The organism is Paenibacillus baekrokdamisoli (genome assembly GCF_003945345.1).
Lineage (GTDB): Bacteria > Bacillota > Bacilli > Paenibacillales > Paenibacillaceae > Paenibacillus_Z > Paenibacillus_Z baekrokdamisoli.
The window spans coordinates 1596472-1615710 of sequence record NZ_AP019308.1 but is presented as its reverse complement, the minus strand read 5'-3'; the positions used below and the strand labels follow the sequence as shown (position 1 = coordinate 1615710).

Annotated in this window: 19 protein-coding genes; 5 read left to right on the top strand and 14 right to left on the bottom strand. The window is 45.8% G+C overall.

The genetic code is table 11. The annotated features are described in order from the left end of the window. The first annotated feature begins 3 nt into the window (after window positions 1-3). On the top strand, window positions 4-360 hold the full coding sequence (locus tag EKN16_RS07095; protein WP_125654937.1) for a hypothetical protein: 357 nt from the start codon (window positions 4-6) through the stop codon (window positions 358-360). A 114-nt stretch (window positions 361-474) separates the two neighbouring features. On the opposite strand, the gene EKN16_RS07090 is transcribed toward EKN16_RS07095, so the two are convergent. The 4 genes from EKN16_RS07090 to EKN16_RS07075 form a co-directional block, all read right to left on the bottom strand. Continuing rightward, complete coding sequence (locus tag EKN16_RS07090) at window positions 475-2889, bottom strand: sugar phosphate nucleotidyltransferase (RefSeq protein ID WP_164522703.1); 2415 nt, start codon at window positions 2887-2889, stop codon at window positions 475-477. A gap of 35 nt (window positions 2890-2924) precedes the next feature. Next, the gene (locus tag EKN16_RS07085) at window positions 2925-5783 is read right to left on the bottom strand and encodes a 1,4-alpha-glucan branching protein domain-containing protein (protein WP_232016270.1); all 2859 of its coding nucleotides are present in this window, start codon (window positions 5781-5783) and stop codon (window positions 2925-2927) included. Window positions 5784-5796: 13 nt separating this feature from the next. Continuing rightward, entirely contained in the window at window positions 5797-6441 is a 645-nt protein-coding gene (locus EKN16_RS07080) for a DUF4912 domain-containing protein (protein ID WP_232016498.1), read from the bottom strand. A gap of 401 nt (window positions 6442-6842) precedes the next feature. Further along, a complete protein-coding gene (locus EKN16_RS07075) occupies window positions 6843-7256 on the bottom strand; it encodes a VOC family protein (RefSeq protein ID WP_125654931.1) in 414 nt (137 codons plus the stop codon). A gap of 410 nt (window positions 7257-7666) precedes the next feature. On the opposite strand from EKN16_RS07075, the gene EKN16_RS07070 reads away from it, so the two are divergent. After that, entirely contained in the window at window positions 7667-8911 is a 1245-nt protein-coding gene (locus tag EKN16_RS07070; protein WP_125654929.1) for an IS110 family RNA-guided transposase, read from the top strand. A gap of 383 nt (window positions 8912-9294) precedes the next feature. Further along, window positions 9295-9822 carry a hypothetical protein gene (locus tag EKN16_RS07065; RefSeq protein ID WP_183530749.1) on the top strand — a complete coding sequence of 176 codons (528 nt, stop codon included), beginning with the start codon at window positions 9295-9297 and terminating at the stop codon, window positions 9820-9822. Between the two features lie 3 nt (window positions 9823-9825). Here the strand turns inward: EKN16_RS07065 and EKN16_RS07060 are convergent, their stop codons facing one another. The 5 genes from EKN16_RS07060 to EKN16_RS07040 all read right to left on the bottom strand — a co-directional run bounded on the left by EKN16_RS07060 (window position 9826) and on the right by EKN16_RS07040 (window position 14077). Continuing rightward, a complete protein-coding gene (locus EKN16_RS07060; RefSeq protein ID WP_125654924.1) occupies window positions 9826-10641 on the bottom strand; it encodes an RnfABCDGE type electron transport complex subunit D in 816 nt (271 codons plus the stop codon). Between the two features lies 1 nt (window position 10642). Beyond that, a complete protein-coding gene (locus tag EKN16_RS07055) occupies window positions 10643-11524 on the bottom strand; it encodes an FAD:protein FMN transferase (protein ID WP_125654922.1) in 882 nt (293 codons plus the stop codon). Between the two features lie 11 nt (window positions 11525-11535). Next, window positions 11536-12045: an FMN-binding protein gene (locus EKN16_RS07050; RefSeq protein WP_125654920.1), complete on the bottom strand. Its 510-nt coding sequence runs from the start codon at window positions 12043-12045 to the stop codon at window positions 11536-11538. A 99-nt stretch (window positions 12046-12144) separates the two neighbouring features. Then, window positions 12145-13251: a sensor histidine kinase gene (locus EKN16_RS07045; protein ID WP_232016268.1), complete on the bottom strand. Its 1107-nt coding sequence runs from the start codon at window positions 13249-13251 to the stop codon at window positions 12145-12147. Window positions 13252-13390: 139 nt separating this feature from the next. Further along, window positions 13391-14077, bottom strand: coding sequence for a response regulator transcription factor (locus EKN16_RS07040; protein ID WP_125654917.1), 687 nt, complete (start codon window positions 14075-14077; stop codon window positions 13391-13393). 183 nt (window positions 14078-14260) lie between these two features. On the opposite strand from EKN16_RS07040, the gene EKN16_RS07035 reads away from it, so the two are divergent. Beyond that, window positions 14261-14731: a ferritin family protein gene (locus tag EKN16_RS07035; protein ID WP_125654915.1), complete on the top strand. Its 471-nt coding sequence runs from the start codon at window positions 14261-14263 to the stop codon at window positions 14729-14731. Between the two features lie 72 nt (window positions 14732-14803). Here EKN16_RS07035 and EKN16_RS07030 read toward each other — a convergent pair whose 3' ends face one another. Together EKN16_RS07030 and EKN16_RS07025 are read right to left on the bottom strand one after the other, a co-directional pair. Further along, complete coding sequence (locus tag EKN16_RS07030; protein WP_125654913.1) at window positions 14804-15127, bottom strand: hypothetical protein; 324 nt, start codon at window positions 15125-15127, stop codon at window positions 14804-14806. A gap of 21 nt (window positions 15128-15148) precedes the next feature. Beyond that, the gene (locus EKN16_RS07025) at window positions 15149-15376 is read right to left on the bottom strand and encodes a hypothetical protein (protein ID WP_125654911.1); all 228 of its coding nucleotides are present in this window, start codon (window positions 15374-15376) and stop codon (window positions 15149-15151) included. Between the two features lie 314 nt (window positions 15377-15690). Between EKN16_RS07025 and EKN16_RS07020 the strand changes: the two genes are divergently transcribed. Next, a complete protein-coding gene (locus EKN16_RS07020) occupies window positions 15691-16563 on the top strand; it encodes a pentapeptide repeat-containing protein (RefSeq protein ID WP_232016496.1) in 873 nt (290 codons plus the stop codon). Between the two features lie 3 nt (window positions 16564-16566). On the opposite strand, the gene nagA is transcribed toward EKN16_RS07020, so the two are convergent. From nagA to EKN16_RS07005, 3 genes are all read right to left on the bottom strand, one after another. Continuing rightward, a complete protein-coding gene (gene nagA, locus EKN16_RS07015) occupies window positions 16567-17733 on the bottom strand; it encodes an N-acetylglucosamine-6-phosphate deacetylase (RefSeq protein ID WP_125654909.1) in 1167 nt (388 codons plus the stop codon). Beyond that, the gene (locus tag EKN16_RS07010) at window positions 17726-18517 is read right to left on the bottom strand and encodes a DeoR/GlpR family DNA-binding transcription regulator (protein ID WP_125654907.1); all 792 of its coding nucleotides are present in this window, start codon (window positions 18515-18517) and stop codon (window positions 17726-17728) included. The genes nagA and EKN16_RS07010 overlap by 8 nt, the downstream gene beginning before the upstream one ends. Before the next feature lie 215 nt (window positions 18518-18732). Next, window positions 18733-19209: a GNAT family N-acetyltransferase gene (locus EKN16_RS07005; RefSeq protein ID WP_125654905.1), complete on the bottom strand. Its 477-nt coding sequence runs from the start codon at window positions 19207-19209 to the stop codon at window positions 18733-18735. Window positions 19210-19239: the final 30 nt, after the last annotated feature.

Here is a 19239-nt window from a genome sequence, read left to right as displayed (position 1 = left end):
ACATTGAAAGCAATTAAAGGATTAACAGTACTATTATGTTTGGTTATCGTTCTTACTGCATGTTCATCCAAGTCGAGCTCGACTTCCGATGGTGCAAAGAAAATGCAGGATACTTTGACGGATATGCAGAAAAACGTGGACGCAAACGATTCTGCAAAGGTGATCAAGAACGCAGAAGATCTCGAGACCAATTGGCAGAAGTTTGAGGATGATGTCAAGAAAGATCAAGCTGATCTATATGGCAAAGTGGAAGACCCATTGGGTGCCATCCAGACCGGAGTAAAACAAGATCCACTTGACCAAGCAACGCTAAAAGAACAGATAACAAAGTTGAATGATGTCTTAAAAGAAATTAAATAATGAGAAAAAGGAGCCGAGTTGAAGGCTCCTTTTTTGTTCTATAAGTCTAACTGCAACCGTACGACGAAGAGGCAGCCCTCTTAATAAGAGAGCCGCCTCGTTGTTTCTCATCCCCTATACTGTTGCCCGTCTTCGGTAATTCTCGATCATGGACGTGTACGTCGACGCCAATTGTTTGGCCGTCTGCTCATTCACTCCGTTCGCAAACACTTGAAAGACCGGCTCCTCGCTATCCGGAAGAATGAGGGTCCAACCTTCGTCATGGATGATCTTGATCCCATCAATTAACTCCACCTGTTCACCCTTTGTTTGCTCCATTAGAAACCGCATGACGCTCCCCTTCTCGGTCCATGGGCAATCGACCTGCTCTCTAAGGAGCGCAAATTCGGGGATCGCCCCGATCATTTGGGAGAGAGGCATCTGTCTCGCCTTCATAATTCGAAGCATATGAATAAGCGTATAAAGTCCGTCCCCGTACACGTAGAAGCCCCGGTCCTGACAGCCTGCCATGATTGAACGCAGATCGGCCTTCGTTCGAATGACCTGTTTGCCATATTTGGATGCGAGCGTCTCAATAATATTGGGCGCATTAACCGGAACGTGAAGTGTAGTCACATCACTATTCAGAAGCCTAATCATCACCAGTAGAACGATGAGCATTTCCTCGCGGACAATTTCCCCCTCATCGGTCACCAAGACGGCAAGGCGTCCGTTCTCATCCAGCTGAAGTCCAAGATCTGCTCCCGCCGATTTGACCCAAGAGGCGAGCTCGGAAGGCGTCTTGGTCACCTGATTCAGTTGTATGATCCGCCATCCAAGTGAGTCCGCAAGCACCGGAATAATCGAGCCCAAATTCGGGTAATGGTATTCAAGCACGACGGTATACCCTTTCGTATTCGACCCAGCCAGCTCCAGTAGATGCTCCTGGTACAGCTTGCGCACATCTGGGCAATCTTTTCTCTTCCCGACCTCGCTTACCGCAATCAAACGGCTATCATCCTGAAAGTAGGCGTTTTCGATTTTACGTTCCATGTCCTTTGAGATCGGAAGACCGGATGGATCCAGAAACTCGATAACCAGCTGGTTGTCTTCTTCACCCGGCAGCATTCGGATATGGATACCGCCGACGCAATCCAGATGATAAGCAGCATGTCGGCTCACCGGAGTGGTAACCGCGCCGAAAGGAAAAGTATGGATGCCAGATGCATGCATGCTGGAAGCGAACGAATCAGCAATAATCGCAGTAAACGGCGTCTCGTCGTGGCTGATTCCGATCGTTGTGTCAACTGGAAGTATCGTCCCATAAGCGAGCGCAAGCCGGCTGGCGAAATTGGTTGTCATCTCTACGTTACAGATACCTTTTACGCCGAGTTGACCGAACAGCTGATTCGTAACTCGCTCTCCCCAGATCAGAGAATGGTTTAGCGTCGTATGGCTCTCTACCGTTTTCCCTGGAAAAATTTTTATTCCCGGTTGAACGAAACTCTTGACCCCTATATGGCACCCATCGCCCACTACCGCCTCCTCCGAGACGATCGCACCTGATCGTACGACGACTTTATTACATAGGGTGCCTCCTTTTATCTCGGCATTCTGATCGATAAAATTGCTCTTCCAGAGCACCGATCGCTCCAAGGAAGCGCTGCGAGCGATTCGCGAACTTTCCCCCACAACGGTATAGCCATTCAGGCTGACTCCAGCTTCAATTACGCTATGACGGCCGATGAAAGCAGGGCCCGTTAGTGTTACGTTCGGATCAATTCGTACGCCTTCGCCTACCCATACTTGCGGCGCGATTTCTCTTCCGGTGACATTTACTTCGACCTTTAGGTCCAGCATGTCGAATTGTGCTTGCCGGTACTGCAAAAGGTTGCCAATGTCCGACCAATAGCCTTCCGCAACATACCCATAGAGCGAGCGTTTATCTTTCATTAACAGAGGGAATAGATCTTTACTGAAATCAAACGGTTTGCCGTGGTCGAAGTAGCGAAATACTTCTGGCTCGAGCACGTATATCCCGGTATTGACCGTGTCGCTGAACACTTCCCCCCAGCATGGTTTCTCCAGAAATCGGATAATTTCTCCCGCTTCGTCGGTCATGATGACACCGAATTCCAGCGGGTTCTCCACCTGAGTCAGAACAAGTGTGGCAACCGCCTGCTTCTCCCGATGATAGGCGACTGCTTTTCCCAAATTGAAATCCGTGAGCGCATCACCACTGATAACAAGGAACGTTTCGTCAAGGAAGTCCTCCGCGTTCTTTACGCTTCCCGCCGTGCCGAGCGGGTATTCCTCTTCCACATAGTGGAGCCGCACCCCGTAATCGGATCCATCGCCAAAATACTGCCGAATCACCTCTGGGAGGTACTGCACGGTTACCGCAATGTCCGTAATCCCGTACTTCTTGAGAAGCTCGATCGTGTAGGCCATTACAGGCCGATCCAATAAAGGTACCATCGGTTTCGGTGTGTTGCTGGTAAGAGGACGCAATCGTGTCCCTTTTCCACCTGCCATAATTACAGCCTTCATTCTTCGTTCCTCCCCGATTGTTGAAATGGTCGCACTCATGATTCACGGGTTACGGCAAGTTCCCTATTCAGAAGGCTAACTGAATTCCTGTTTAACATATAGTTGTAGGTAGCGGAGGTCTGTTCTGCAATTCGATCCCAGTTGTACATCGTATTTACTTTTTGGAACGCTTTCTTGGCCATTGCGCGCGCCATATCTTCAGATTTCAGCATGGTAATTAGGTGAGCGGATAATGAGTGGACGTCTCCAGGCAGCACGGTGAAGCCATCCCCGCCGTGATGAACGATCTCCTGCAGCCCGCCGACACCGGATACGATAACCGGGGCTCCCGCGGCCATCGCCTCTAAGGCCACAATACCGAACGGCTCGTACAGGCTTGGGAATATCGCAGCGGATGCCGCGCGCAGCAGCTGGTTGCGCGTCTCGTCATCGACGAATCCGATGAAGGCCGTCTTGGACGCGATGCCCATTGTCCTCGCCATTTCCTGCAGCTCCTCCATCATAGGCCCTTTGCCGCCAATGATAAACTTAGCCTCCGGGCAGGCCGCCAATACGGCGGGGATACTTTCGAGCAGCACATGAACGCCTTTCTCGCGAACAAGACGCCCGACAAAGAGGACAATCTTCTCCTCAGGCAGTGCATAGCGGTCCTTCATAAAGGGATCAAGATGGTTGATCCGAATAACGGCGGAATCAACCCCGTTCGGAATCATATCGATTTTATCAGCCGGTACATGGAAAAGCTGCTTCACTTCCTCTTCCATGTATCTGCTGCATACGATGACTCGCCAAGCTTCATAAGTGAGCTGTCCTTCCAGATCGTGAATGCGGTACTGCAGCTCACTGTGCACCCCCTGGTTACGCCCGTGCTCCGTCGCGTGTATTGTTGCCACTAGCGGCAATCCACTGGCGTGCTTCAATGTCTTCGCCGCTTGGCAGACGAGCCAATCATGGGCATGGATCAGATCGAACGGACCAAAATGAGCGATCAAATTTTTTGTATAGTCGGTCATCACCAGATTCAACTGGAACACCCAGTCCATAAAGTTCATTTCTTGCTCTTGATAGGTCCTGACGCGATGGACATGAACGCCTTGGTTCACCTCGTAATCCGGATAACCGTTCACATGTGTAGTGACGACATGAACCTCGGTACCCTGTTCTACAAGCTTGCAGGATAAATCGAAGACATGTCTGGACAAGCCGCCTACAGTCATTGGAGGGAATTCCCAAGATAACATAATGATGCGGGAACGATCTGACTGCCTTCCAGCTGGAGCGGTTCCCCTATTCCCATGCCATGTTGAAGGCTTAGACCGATACGTTAGGTAGTCCAAATCGGGGAAGATGGCATCCCGTGCTTCTACCTCACGGAGCCACCGCTCATCCACTGCATCCCGCTTCAGGTCACGATAAATCCGCTGAAACCGTCCGATATGGTTATTCGTCCGTTTGACCGCATAATCCACCATCGTTTTCGTATCCATAATAAACGCCCAGTCACTGCTCTGCGCCAGAAGCAGCTCCCGCGCAGCTTGATTCAATGCCCGAAGCCTCAGACCCGCAGCTTCTTCGAAGCTATCTGCAAGCTCGATCATCTGTTCTTCCATCTGATGCAGATGACGGTAAATCCACTCGTTGTTCTGACCAAGCCAAACGTCGCCATACCCGCCTCTCCCCCAGCTGGAGAAGGACAGTTCGCATTGCTGGCTTTCGGGGTATTCTTGCAAATATTCGAAGGGTGTGATCATCTTGAAGGTCTGCTGATCATAATGGATTTTGCGGCACAAATACTCCATCCACATCGGTCCCTCATACCACCAGTGGCCGAACAGCTCGGCATCATAGGAAGCGACAATGATCGGTTTACGATCCATTTGGTCCTTCAGATGCTCCACCTGCTTTTCCCGGTTAAACATGAAATTGCCGGCATGGCGGTCCGCTTTCTCACGTGCCCACTCCGGATAGTACGGCTCTTTCGGCTGATCCCCTCCGGTGATACGGTAATATTTGATTCCGGTATTCAGACGAACCCCTGATGAATGAAGATAGGGCTTTATATAGTCGTAATCGAGATCGTGACCAATATCCTTATAATATTCACGGTAATCATGATCGCCCGGATAACCTTCCAAGGAGCTCCACACCTGCTTGGACGTTTCGTTATCCCTCGCGAATGCGGCTACCCCGTGCGGGGTAAGGACCGGACTATATACGCCATCTACCGGTTTGGGACTAGCATGCAGTACATGGTGCGTGTCGGTGAAGAAGAATAGAATGCCATAATCCTTTAGAATCCGGTCCAGCCCTTCGACAAAGCCGCATTCCGGCAGCCAAATTCCTCTTGGCGCTCTTCCCAAACAATCGTTGTGAATGCGTACCGCATTCTCAATTTGCGCACGCAATGCTTGCTCAGTCTTCACATAAGGCAGAAAAGCATGTGTCGCGGATGAGGTGATCAGCTCAAGATGGCCGGAAGCTTGATATTGCTTAAAGCCGTTTATGATATTCCCTTCATAGGTCTGAGTGAAACGCTGACGTATATGTATGAAATGCTCCCTGTACATGGTGGACAGAGGGAAGAACGAATTGTCTTTCTTCGTCCTTTTACATTCCTGTTTACTGAGCGCAATGAGATTATCGATATATTTCAAATATCGCTTTTGCAGCAGTGGATTGGCAAGCATCGTCAATAAAGTTGGCGTCAAAGACATTGTAATCCGGAAATCGACTGCGTCATTTGACAACCTCTCAAACACCTCTAGGAGCGGGATGTACGTCTCTGTCATGGCTTCAAAGAGCCATCTCTCTTCAATATAATTTTCACTCTCAGGGTGGTGTATAAACGGCAAATGAGCATGAAGTACGAGAGATAAATAGCCTTTGGTCAACATGCGCCCCTCCTTCTTATCGTTCCGTATTTGGTAGTGAAAGCGAGTAGCCTGTGAAGTGCCCTTGCCAGTCCATCATAGAAATGTCCTCGGTAGGGGTCACTTCCATCCGGGTCCACCGATTCTCTCCGTCAAAGCGTTCTTCTTTTGGCGGCGTTTTGACGGTATTTGAGCGTAAAATCGTAACAAACCTTCCATCGATGGTCGTGGTGCCATAATCAATGACGTACGAGCAATTCGACGAGATGCCTTTAACAAACCAGTTGTTTGCCTCCTGATTGATCGAGAAATCCCAGTAACGGTTGAAATTATCCCCTTCGAAATAAAAAAATGAAACATCGTATACACGCAGCATCTTCGGAAGATCCATCCATCCGCAGCGAAAATGCTCTTCTACCATTCGCTTCCGGTCGGAAGTGAGTTCCCAGTATAAATAGAGCGACTCCGTATCTCTCGGGAGTGCGAACAGTCGGTCCAAACCATAAGCCTCTTGGATGATTTCATAATCTTCCAAGCCTCTATCAAGCACGAAGGCATTCGCGGAAGCAATCTTCCTTTGGTTGGTCAATTGATACCTCAGCTTCCCAACAGGCACGCCTAATTGTTCGGCAATTTCTTTTTGCGTCTTTCCCGTTTCCAGTAGTTTCAGGATCGTTGTCATATCCAAGATGTAATCCCCCTAATCACGTATTTTGCCTTGGTGCAAATCTCTCTACCACAGCATGATTGTAAGTTTACATGAAGTGGAATGTTAAAGTCTGCCGAAATACGTCTTAGGTTTTCCCCTTTTTTTGTAGATAAATAGTTGTGTAACAACCAGAAATCGACAAGCTTTGCAAATTTGAGCCAGATAAGTGAATAGAGCAAAATAGGTAACACGGATATACGTGAGGGTTTATCTTAAATAATCTGTTAAAGCGATCGCAATGGAAGAAGAAAATTGAGGTTGAAACAATCACACAAGAACTTAAACTAAAAAAGCCCGCGATCAACGCGGGCTTCATTCGGACTATTTTATTGTCTTTCGATCTTACAGACATAATCTAAACTCCTAATTCTACTTTACTCCTCTGGCATCTTACTCATATCCATATACAACACATTCCACCGATGACCATCCAAATCAGCGAAACCGGCGCCATACATCCAACCCTGGTCATGGGGTTTGCCATAGATTGTGCCACCTGCCTTTACCGCCTTCTTTACGATTTCATCCACTTCTTCTTTGCTCTCTGCATCAATGGAAATCAATACTTCGGTACCTTGCTTTGTATCTGCAATTTCATTTCCCGTAAATTTTTTGAAAGTGGGTTCGGGAAATAACATCACGATAACATTCTTATCTCCGATGACAAGGCTAGCCTTATCATCAGTATTGCCATGTCGTGGATTCAAAGAAAATCCAAGCTGGATGAAAAACTCTTTGGACTTTTTGACATCTTTCACCGGGAGGTTTATCCAAATTTCTTTTGTCATAGAACATTCTCCTCGTATAGTATTTCTTGAAGCTATTTGAATGCCAGTTTCCAGCCCCCGAGGGGGCTGGAAGGCCACTTCAAAATTTCCAGCAAATCGCACCTTGAAAATTAAAAAGGGACTGGACTTTCCGGCATGCCTCTGGACAATGGAACTTAGGGTCCATTCGGGGAAATTCTTATTTCTCCTGTAGCACTGTCTACTCTCAAAGTCTGTTTCTCCGGTATTCGTTTGAACTTCTTACCCGCTGGCTGTTCCCTTCGGTAGCCCATGCCCGGTTTTAGCAGGTCCGGGGCAGCTCATGGACCGAAGCGTGTTCTTATATGCGAGGGTGATTGATCTGCGAGTGCGCCGGAGGCATCCCGGAGAGTCCGTTCCCTGGATCCCCTGTAGAAAGGAGGAGATTCCACTTGAAGCTATTTGTCGGTATTGACGTTAGCTCGCAAGAGCTAGAAGCGTGTTTTATGAACTCGGACGGCGATAAGCTGGAATCGTTCAAAGTGAAAAACGACTTGCAGGGGGCTTCCCATCTGCGTGATCGTATCGTCATTGCGGTGGACAAGCATTCGTCTTCGGAAATACACATTGGGCTAGAAGCCACCTCGGTCTACAGCTGGCATCCCGCCATGTACATGCATGAAGATCCAGCGCTGAAAGAGCGAAAGACCAAAGTCTTTACGATCAATCCGAAGCTCGTCAGCAAGTTCAGAGAGGCTTACCCCGACCTAGACAAGACCGACCGTCTCGACGCATGGGTCATTGCAGACCGGCTTCGCTTCGGCAGACTGACGACCACCATCGTCATGCAGGAGCAGTATGTCGCACTTCAGCGCCTAACCCGGATGCGGTTTCACATGGTTCACAACTTGACTCGTGAGAAGCAATACTTCCTGCAGAACTTGTTCTACAAATGCAATGCCTTTACTACCGAAGTGGATAGCTCCGTTTTCGGCCACGCTCTCATGGAAATGCTCTCAGAGAAGTTCAGTCTAGATGACATCGCAACGATGGACGTCACTGATTTGGCTGACTACTTGCGAGATAAGGGACGCAATCGCTTCCCAGACCCAGAGAATGTCGCTCGCTGTATCCAGAAAGCCGCAAGAGCTTCTTACCGACTCTCAAAGGTTGTCGAGGATTCTATTGATCTTGTGCTCGGCACATCCATTCAAGCTATACGGAGTATCCAAGCCCAGCTCAAAGATCTCGACAAGGCCATAGAACGCATTCTTGAAAGCATGCCGGAGTCTAAATGCTTGCGCTCCGTTCCTGGCATTGACCGCGTTTACGCCGCCGGTATCCTCGCTGAAATCGGCAACATAGACCGATTCAACGACCAAGCCGCTGTGGCCAAGTACGCCGGTCTCACATGGCGCAGACACCAGTCCGGCCCGTTTGAAGCAGAAGACACTAAACGCATTAAATCCGGCAACCGTTTCCTTCGCTATTACCTGGTTGAAGCTGCCAACTCGGTGAAAAACCGCGATGATGAATTCGGTGAGTATTACCGGAAGAAATACAAGGAAGTACCCAAGCACCAACACAAACGCGCCCTCGTCTTAACGGCAAGAAAACTTGTGCGTCTGGTCGATGTACTGCTACGCAACGGCCAACTCTACACGCCTAGAAGGAAGGTGAATAGCGCGAAGGATTAACGCCTCCTTTGCCAAGGTCCTTCATTAATTCCCAGTAAAAATATGGTAATTAGACGTTTTTTCTACTGGGTTAGGTTTGATGCGCCCATTTTTCCTGGCTGAAACGCTTTATAGCCAAGATAATTTCCAATTCGTAAGAATCATGGGCTTGACATCATACCGCTGGACTTTTAGTTAACTTTGATTTACCATACTGAAATTTTATCATGTTTCACTTATTGCGCGCATTCAAGAAGTCCAGTGAATTCCGCAGTTTTGTTTTGTTCAGATGGATTTTTGTCAATCCTAACAAGTATAAAACCCGATTGTGCCAAGGATGGGAATTGAATTCGAAGAGTGCCCTCACACTTGGATTTTAATGTGAATTGGAATGGAGATTGATCATGGACTCTACTATGGAAACATTAATGAAACAAGCATATGCCGCTCCTCCGATCAGAGCAAACATCTTAAATAAGGGCATGATCTCTCTTTATTGTGATTACTCTGGTTACGCTGAACAAAATGCTCATGGTGTAGCTTGCTGCTTTGTCTACAACCGAACAATTAGTGTTACCTCTAAGAAACTAAATCCTAAATATGATGGAGGTTCTGATTACGGCGAATTACTAGCTATCGTTTTCAGTCTTGAATTGCTTACAAAAGCACTAATGGAGCATCAATTGAATAGCATTCCTAAATTTGCTACTATTTTCACGGATTGTCACTGCATAGCGAAAATTTTATCTAAAGAATACTTTGATAAGCAATTTTATGAAGATGTGAGAAATGAAATTTTGGCTTCCCTAGATGACCTTCAAAACATGTTCCCTGAGATTCAAGTAAAAGTAAAGTACATAAGCAAACACAAGAAGAATAATGCCCTGCACCGAATGGCCCATAACGCTGCTAGGAAGGCGATTGGGAAGTAAGAATCAGGCTTTTTGATAGCGTCGCTCTTGAAGATTGGATGTTCTTAAATAGGGGCGCTTTTTCAAAAAGTGGTATAGGTTTCCGATAAGCAATCCTATAAATAAGTACATCAAACCTCCAAACAAGCCATAAACAACCGCTCCCACAATCGCGATGAGGATGCCAAAAATGACTTGATCCTTATCTTTGGCTGGTGAAGTAGGCGGATCTGTAAGCATAAAGAGAGCAAAGAAAATGGAAGCATTGATAAAAGGCGACCGAAGTGCATCAGAAGCATCTCCGACATTAAAAACGCCCATAATAAGTAATAAGATAAAATACGTTCCAAGAAACGAAAAAACCTGAGGAAATTTGTTCACTCGATTTGTTACCATGTAACCACCAGCCAAGAGACACACGACAGTCCATGAAGGAAGATCCCCGAATGCGCCCCACCAGCTTTGTCCTGTACGAAAGAAAAGGATAGACAGAAGCAGTCCAAAAGCCGCTGGATTGAAGATTGGTTTTTTCTTATGGACAAGTATATGTTTGGACAAAATAGCCATGATGGAAGTTGCAGCAACAATGTACCATGAGGTAGCTGCACTTAAGATCAAGGCAATGATTAACCCTGTGATCACCGCACTATCCGGCAGAGTTCGCTTCTTTTTGGCATTGTGGGAACAAAGGATATCGACGGCTGAAGACACTCCAACTGCAAGGATGCTATTATAGATGCCCCTGATGTCTAGAGACCAAATGGTCGCTAATAAAAGAAAGGCAACCAGGGATATTATGACATATCCCTTCGGTGTTTTGATCCATTGGTTTGCTGTCATTTTATATCCCTCCTACTCTACATATTTGTAAATCAGACGTAATCAAGACTCCCTTGAGATCAATTGCTTCTATTAAAGATCTACCGCGATCTGCACCCAATAAGAAGGAGGCCGTGGAGAAGGCGTCCGCCATCATGGCGTAAGGGGCGATGACGCTGCAGCTGATCCACTCGGTAGGTGATTGTTTGGAGTTTGGGTCGATGATATGATGCATGTCGGCATTTATTGGACTCTTACGCTCGTAACTTCCTGAGGTACAGACAGCCTCATAAGAAATTTCAATCATTTGTATGATTTGTTCTTTATTTATAGGATGCTGAATGCCAATTTTCCACTTGCTTCCACTTTCATCTAATCCTCCAGCATAGAGATCACCGCCGGCATTGATAACAAATCCCTCAAATTCTTTCAACTCCTGTGAGGCCAAATCGATAGCGAATCCCTTAGCTACGCCTCCTAAATCAATCACCAGCGGCTTCCGCAAATACAACGTACGATCCTGTTCATTTAAGATAATATCCCGATAGGTAGCCGACTCAGATGAGGAGCTTTGGATGAGTTTCCCCGTTAAATAATGTTGATTGAATCCGAGATCTTCCATCGCTTTTCCCACCGTAGGATCAAATATGCCATTCGTCCATTTCGCCACCTCCAAACCAAACTTCAGAGGCTCGAATAAAAACGGACTAATCTGTACCGGAGTCTTGATCCGCCGGCATGCCTCCATCAATTCGCTATCCAGGCTGAAACGACTGCAGGCATGTTCGACTTTCCGAAATGCCTCAAAAGCCCGATCAATTGCTGATTCCGCATCATCATTAGATTTTCGAGTGACGACCTTTATATCTACAACGGTATCCATAAATAATTTCGTTTTTTTCATAATGATGTCCATTACGAGTTTCGTGCCTGGGAAAGCGCATCTTGTACGGCATCTTGAAAGGCTTGTGTACTATACGTTGCACCCGATACATTCTGTACTTTCGCACTTTGTTTTTGTACCACTTCTTGAGGCAACCCAACTACGTCGTCCTCTGAATAATGCATGGCAAAATCACTAATTTCAACATCCGTTATTTTATCGTTCTTAATGCTTACTGCTAGCTGAATGGATCCCCGCCGATTTCTTCCTGATCCGTAAAAAGTCCCATTTTTATATTGGCTTTTGGATTGGATATTGGATTGGCTTTTGGATTGGCTACTGGATTGCTTGCTCGAGTGGATATTGGTTTGGCTGTTGGATTGATTGTAAGATTGGCTGCTGCCTGCTGCAATGCTAACTTGGTTGTATTGTGGGGGTTGCAGCATGGAAGCTTGAGTTTCGGTTGTGAAATATCCTGCGGCGTATATCGCTCCAATGGCTGTGGAACAAAGGACGACCCACTTTTTGTTTACTTTTGCCATATGAATCCCTCCAATGTAATGCTTCATCGATAGTTTTATTATAAGGAGGGAACATTTAAATTTTCTTAAAATGCCTGCATGTATTTGAGTATCTAATATTTATTTCCTTGGAAAAATAATCTGAAATTCGGTTCCAATGGAAACTTGGGATGTGACGCGAATGCTGCCCTTGTGCTCCTGCACAATCCATTGAGCGATAGAAAGTCCCAGACCTGTTCCGCCTTCTGTGCGGGAACGGGTCTTATCTCCTTTATAGAATCGCTCAAAAATATGAGGAAGATCGACTTCAGCAATACCGCAGCCGCTGTCTTTCACAATTATCTGAATGGAATGCGATAAATTCCTACAAGTAAATTCAATGGAGCCATGAGGTGGGGTAAACTTTAGAGCATTATCCAATAAAATGATAAACAATTGCCGAAGGCGGCTTTCGTCCCCCCATATCAAAGAAGGCTGGAAATGCGAATGAATGTGAATGGCTTTGGTTTCCGCTAGCAGTTGGAATTCCTCGGTAATCTCTGCAAGAACAGGGTGCAGCGGTATCGGAACAGCATTAATTTGAAGCTGATTGGAATTGGTTCGGGCCAGAGTCAGTAAATCATTGACCAGCTTCCCCATTCGCTTGCTTTCCTTCAAGATGACAGCTATGTTCTGGCTTTCCTGTTCAATCGTATGCTGCGGATGCCGAAACAAAAGCTCGGCACGGGTCAAAATAACGGATGTCGGTGTACGCAGTTCATGGGAAGCGTCCGCAACGAATTGCTGTTGTTTGTTCCATGACCTGCGAATCGGCAAAAGGGAACGGCCTGCTAAGTAGAAGCCTGCAAGAATGGAGACAAGCGCACCCGCTGCGCTGCCCAATATGAGATCCGTGCGAAGCGTCTGAAGCATTTTATTCTCAGCATCCAGGCTTCTAACGACGACAACATAAGAAACATGGGGTAAAGACGATGAATCATCCGTCTCGTGCATCGGGTTACGGAACCCCAACACCCGATATTCTCGCCCGCCTGCAGACACATTCAGCAAAGAGCCATCGGTGATAATATTCTTGAATCGCGAAGCGTCATTCAGAGAGAACGACTGTTTCGGATATTGATTAATTAAATTCCCTTGCTCATCCCAGAAAAAGTAGGAGGTTCTCCGGTCGGGGTCTGGCTCCGGATGATCGACTCGAAGCATTTGATCAATAGATTTTGTCAGCATGGTTCTTGAAATATTCACAACAGCCTCATCAGCTTGATGGTATAGCCGGTAGCTTAAATGAGAATACAAGGTGATTCCGGATATTAGCAAAATCAACACAAGTACTACGGAATTTAACAACACCAATTGAGTCCGGGTTTTACTGAACATTGGGATCTCCTTTAAATAAATAGCCTACCCCACGAATTGTCTTTAAGTAGAGGTCTCCTCCATACGGCGCAAGCTTCTTGCGCAGATGGTGAATGTATACATCAACCGCAGTTGAAGCAGAATCCGAATCAAATCCCCATATCCGTTCGAAGATTTGATCTCTAGATAGAATTTGGTCTTTGTTGCATAGGAAAAATTCCAACAGCTCATATTCCTTAGGAGTTAATCTCAAATGTTCTTCGCCGACGTAAGCATCCCTCATGTTAGACACCAGATGAATTTGCCCGCAAGACAGTTCGCCATCTAGATCAACAGTACCGCGTCTTCTTAATACGGCTCTTGCTCTAGCAAGCAGTACGGTAACAGCAAAAGGTTTCGTCACATAATCGTCTGCACCCGCATCCAGCCCCCTCACGCAATCCTCGACGCTGTCTTTTGCAGTCAGCATTATAATCGGCGTTGAAACTTGATGGGTCCGCAAATGCTTTACGATGTCCAGACCGTTCATTCCAGGCAGCATCACATCAAGGAGAATAAGGTCGTAGCTTCCTTGTTCCGCTAAGAAGTACCCTTCATCTCCAGTCGAAGCCCCTGTCGTGTCAAATGACTCATTTTCGAATATTTCCTTGATCGCTTCAAGCAGCGGAAGGTCGTCTTCAACGATTAATATTTTCAATAGTATCAACCTCTGGTGTAGTTATATACTTATTATAAGCTTGACTCATTAACGTCAGATGAGAACCGGATATCCCAATAAGAGATACATGAAGTGCCTATATTTCGGGACACTTGATAGCAAAATGGTCATGTGCACATATTCTAATTCAGACGAAACAACAGCATAGGGAGGTTTTGTTAGATGAATTGGGTTAACACATATTGGAATAGAGCCGCCTTTCAACCCGTTTGGGCAGTATCCTACCAGCAAGCATTAGATTTAATAAAAGAAGCCGTTCAAGGAGAACGCAATGACGAATTGTTCTATGATGAACTCATCAAGCTTGCCCCCAACTCCGAGCAAGCTGCAATAATTGCTTCTATACGTGATGATGAACGTGGTCATAATCAGATGTTTCGAGGAATTTACCGAGAAATTACAGGCCAGGAAATCATGGGGATTAGCAATGAACAATATCAGCGGGTAGAGTCCTATGACATAGGATTACAGCGGGCTCTTCAAGGTGAACTATCTGCAGTTGAGAAATACCGCAAAATATGGTTCGGACTTCCAGCGGGGATATATCGGGATACTGTAATGGGGATTATTTTGGATGAAATGAAACATGCAAGCAAATACAATTATTTGCTAACATTGACTCGAACTAAATGATCCATCAATTAACGAATTGAAGCAGACAACTAGGCGGACTTCTCTCCGGTTGTCTGCTTCAGCTAGTTATTATCATTCATGTACAGAGCCCATTTGTAAATTCATCGAGGAAATATGACTTTTGGTTTCGTCCGTGCCCATTTGATAAATCGCTTTATAAATATCTTTTAAGAAGTAGTCATATCCATCGTTTTCACTGTCGTGGTGATATGGAATTGTTGGTATCTGCGCTCGGAAAAATGTTTGTTCATCGAATTCTTCCCATTCGTTGAACAACTCCATCAATTTCTCCACCTCTTCTGTTGTGGCATTAATCTCCAACTCATAAGCCGCATCGCCCTGATTATGCATGACAGATCTGGCTTGAACTGAGACATAGTACCTTCTTTTATCCATGGCCACTATCTCCTTCACTGCTTATCTCATAAAAAACGCCAATAGAATCGCGCCAAGAACTACAACGATGGGAAACATCCAGTATGCGACTATAGCTGGGTTCCCTTTAACTGGATGCCTTACTGTAGACATACTGATGTTTTTGTCCAACTCCTTACCTTCTTGCTTGCGTACATAATAAATTGAGCTTATTAGTGAAAAAACGCATACGGCCCCAGCCAATAGAAGCAATGCAGTATACATCGACATTAGACGAAATCCCTCCTCTTAGCAGTGTTCTTTATTTTTTACTTCATGATTTTATTTATGCATTTTTGCTGATTTCCGTATCGAATGCCGACGTTACACTCCGAATGTTCCTCCATTCTGCTTACATTTCGAATGAATCATTTTAGTTTATCCATCCCAATAAAAAACCAATCACCGTTCTCACGGGATTGGTTTCTCGGCACAGTTGCGGGAAGAACAACAAACAGTTGCGGGAAGGATTGACGGGAAAAATATTCAGTAATAATATAGTAGAATTGAAGAAAAATTCATTTTTTATGGATGGAGGCTACGCATTGTCTGAGAATCACGAATATTCAGGACCAATCCCCGATAAAAGCAGCCTCAGTCTGCGAGGTGATTGCGAGAACTGCTTCGGCTTGTGCTGTGCTTCACTGCCCTTCGCTGCTTCGGCAGACTTCGCGATCGATAAAGACGCCGGCCAGCCCTGCCACAACCTGCAATCTGACTTTCGCTGCGGCATTCACACAAGCCTCAGGCAGCAGGGCTTTCGAGGTTGCACCGTATATGACTGCTTCGGCGCGGGGCAAAAGGTTTCCCAAGTCACCTTCGGCGGGCATGACTGGCGGCAAGCCCCAGGATCCGCGAAGCAAATGTTCGAGGTATTTCCGATCATGTGGCATCTCCATGAGCTGCTCTTTTATCTGACTGAAGCGCTGGCTTTACAGCCGGCCCAATCGATTCACGATGCGCTCAGATCCGCGCTCGACGAGACGGAACGCCTCACTCTCCTCAGTCCTGACTCTCTCATGGAACTGGACGTGGCAGCACACCGAGCAGATGTCAACGCTTTGCTCCTACGGACCAGCGAACTCGTGCGAGCGGAAGCAAGTCGCCAACAAAAGAACCATCGTGGGCGTCAGAAGACCTACGGCCGAGGAGCCGACCTAGTTGGGGCCAACCTCAGAGGAGCTGATCTTAGAGCCGCCAACTTGAGAGGGGCCTACCTTATTGCCGCTGATCTCAGAGGAGCTAACCTGAGAGTGGCTGACCTCATCGGGGCTGACTTTCGAGACGCTGACCTCAGAGGAGCCGACCTCACCGAGAGTATCTTTCTCACTCAGGCCCAGCTCAATGCGGCGAAGGGCGATGTCAACACAAAGTTGCCGCCGTCACTCACTCGCCCAGCGCACTGGTCCACTCTCTGATCATCATTTTTCATCATCAGGAGCTAACAGAATTCGACCCTCAATCATGGTCCATTGGACTTGAAATTTTTCATCTAACAACACTAGATCTGCATCGAGTCCAGCTGCGATAGTTCCAATATGGTCAAGCTTAAGAATATTTGCAGGTGTCGTCGCAGCCATGCGCACGGCATCTATCAACGATATACCTGTGTCGACTGTTAAGCGTAAAGCTTCATTCATCGTAACTGTACTGGATGCTAATGTCCCGTCCTTGAGCCGTGCAATACCATCTATTACTGTGACATGATGACCACCAAACACATAACTCCCATCACCCATCCCCATTGCTTGTAAAGCATCCGTAATTAACACCATGCCTTCAGGTCCTTTTAAACGATGCATCAATCGTATAATGGCAGGATGTAGATGCACATTATCCACAATGGCTTGAAGACTAACATGATTTTCTTCAAAAGCGGCTACGATCAGACCCGGATCCCTATGATGAATCGGACGCATGCCATTAAAACAATGCGTAACATGACTCGCACCAGCTGCGAAGGCTTCCTTCGCTTCCTCGTAAGTGGCATCAGAGTGAGCAACCGCGATAACAACCTCTTGTTCTTTCAAAAAAGAAATTAAATCCATTCCCCCAGGCAATTCCGGAGCGAGTGTAACCATCTTTATTAGCGAACCCGCTTCTTGAAAGATTGCCTTCATTTCATTCAGTTCTGGATGCCGCAGGTACTTTTCATTTTGCATCCCTTTGCGCTTCGGATTTAGATAGGGTCCTTCTAAGTGAATGCCCGCAATTTTGGCCCCTACTTCGTGCCCGATAACACGCTTAACACTGCGGATCATTTCCAGAAGATCCTCAATCGTCGAACTCACAGAAGTAGCCAGGAATGACGTACATCCTGTTAAAGCACAAGCGCGTGAAACTTCTTGAATACTCCCTTCCGTGCCATCCATCATATTAAAACCATTGGCACCGTGGATATGAACATCAATCATTCCAGGTACTAGCAAATGCCCGCTTCCATCAACCAACTTGTACCCATCATTCAGAACAGGATGATCTCCTGTGTCTATCTTCTCAATCTTCCCTTCAGAAATCCACACAGTCGCTGATGGGACAATCCTGTCTTGCAGCATTACTTGTACATGATGCAAAATTGTTTTATTCATTGCTGGTTTCCTCCCCAAGTTGGCTATTTTCTTGACATACAATTACAGTAATGTTTTTTTGGTCGAGAACTTCTCTTATTTCATCTGGAATGTCTTGATCTGTTATTAAAATATCTACCCAATCAAAGTCTAATTTAAATGAGGACTTGCCTGAGAACTTCGTATGATCGGCTACAACGATGACCTGGTCAGACCTGCGGGCCATTTCCTTCTTTACGCGAGCGTCATCTTCAAATGGATAATAGATTCCGTCGGATCGAATAGCTGTTGCACCAATAAATGCTTTATCTGCATGCATTTCACTAATTTTGTCAATAACAGAAGAGCCATGAAGCAAACGATGTTTAGCATGTAAATAGCCGCCGAGAACATAGATTTGAAGATCTTCTCGATTCGATAGGATCCCTACGTTATCAATCGAGTGCGTGACTACTGTTATTTCTTTTGCGGAAATGTGTTCGGCAACAAATTGCACGGTCGTTGACACATCTAAGAATAGGGTCTCCTGATCTTGAATCAGCCTGGCACCCTGTTTCCCTATCTGATTCTTACTATTCGATTCATCAATCAGACGATCCTGATAGGAGGATATTTCCTTTTTCAGTTCAGGTAGGGCTAGTCCCCCATGCGTTCGAATTACAACGCCCTCTTGTACTAATCTGACAATATCTCGTCGTGCGGTATCCCTTGATATCCCAAAATGCACACATATATCGTTAACACTCATCGTTCGGTGTTGATTTAAGTACGTTAGTATCTTCAATAACCGTTCCTCTTGGTACATTTAACTCACTCCTTCCATAAGCGAGTATAATCGATATTTTAAGTAATTGAAAGTATTTTAGATAAATTGTTCAATGTACATAAGTATTTATAAGTATTGAATTGATGTTTGGTTGTATGACAATTTATATGTCCGATGATGCCGCTAGGCGTAAGGACAAGTGGCTTTCCAACTAATATAAGGTGACGCCCATGGCACCTGAGGAAAGCACTTCATTAAACAGACAAGCTTAAAATCAATTGCTCTCCGATTTCCCCCATCTTTCTTCTACAAGTGTCCTTATAGCCGACCTTTTCATATAGCTTTTGTGCAGGGATGTTTCTATTATTTACTGCTAAAACGATCTCATTACACTCAGGAAATTCCTGATTCACAAAGCCTTTTAAAAGTTCCATCCCTTTCTTTGCAAATCCTTTCCCTTGTTGAGTGTGATTTATTGAAAGTGCAGTTAACAACATAGAGTGCGGATTTTCAGTATACTCTTTAACTCTTGCACTTGAATGCAAAACAAAAAAGCCCACTATTTCATTTTTACTCACTATTATGATAGGGTACCGTTCGTGAGTTATATCCAAGCTTTCGATTGGTAATGCAGTAAATTGCTCTTGTTCTTCCGGTAAGTTAAATGACTTAAGAGACTCAAAATTTCCAGGTTTATAAAATTGTAATTCTACGTCAAATAATGTCTTCATACAGAACCTCCACATGCATATATTTCTATA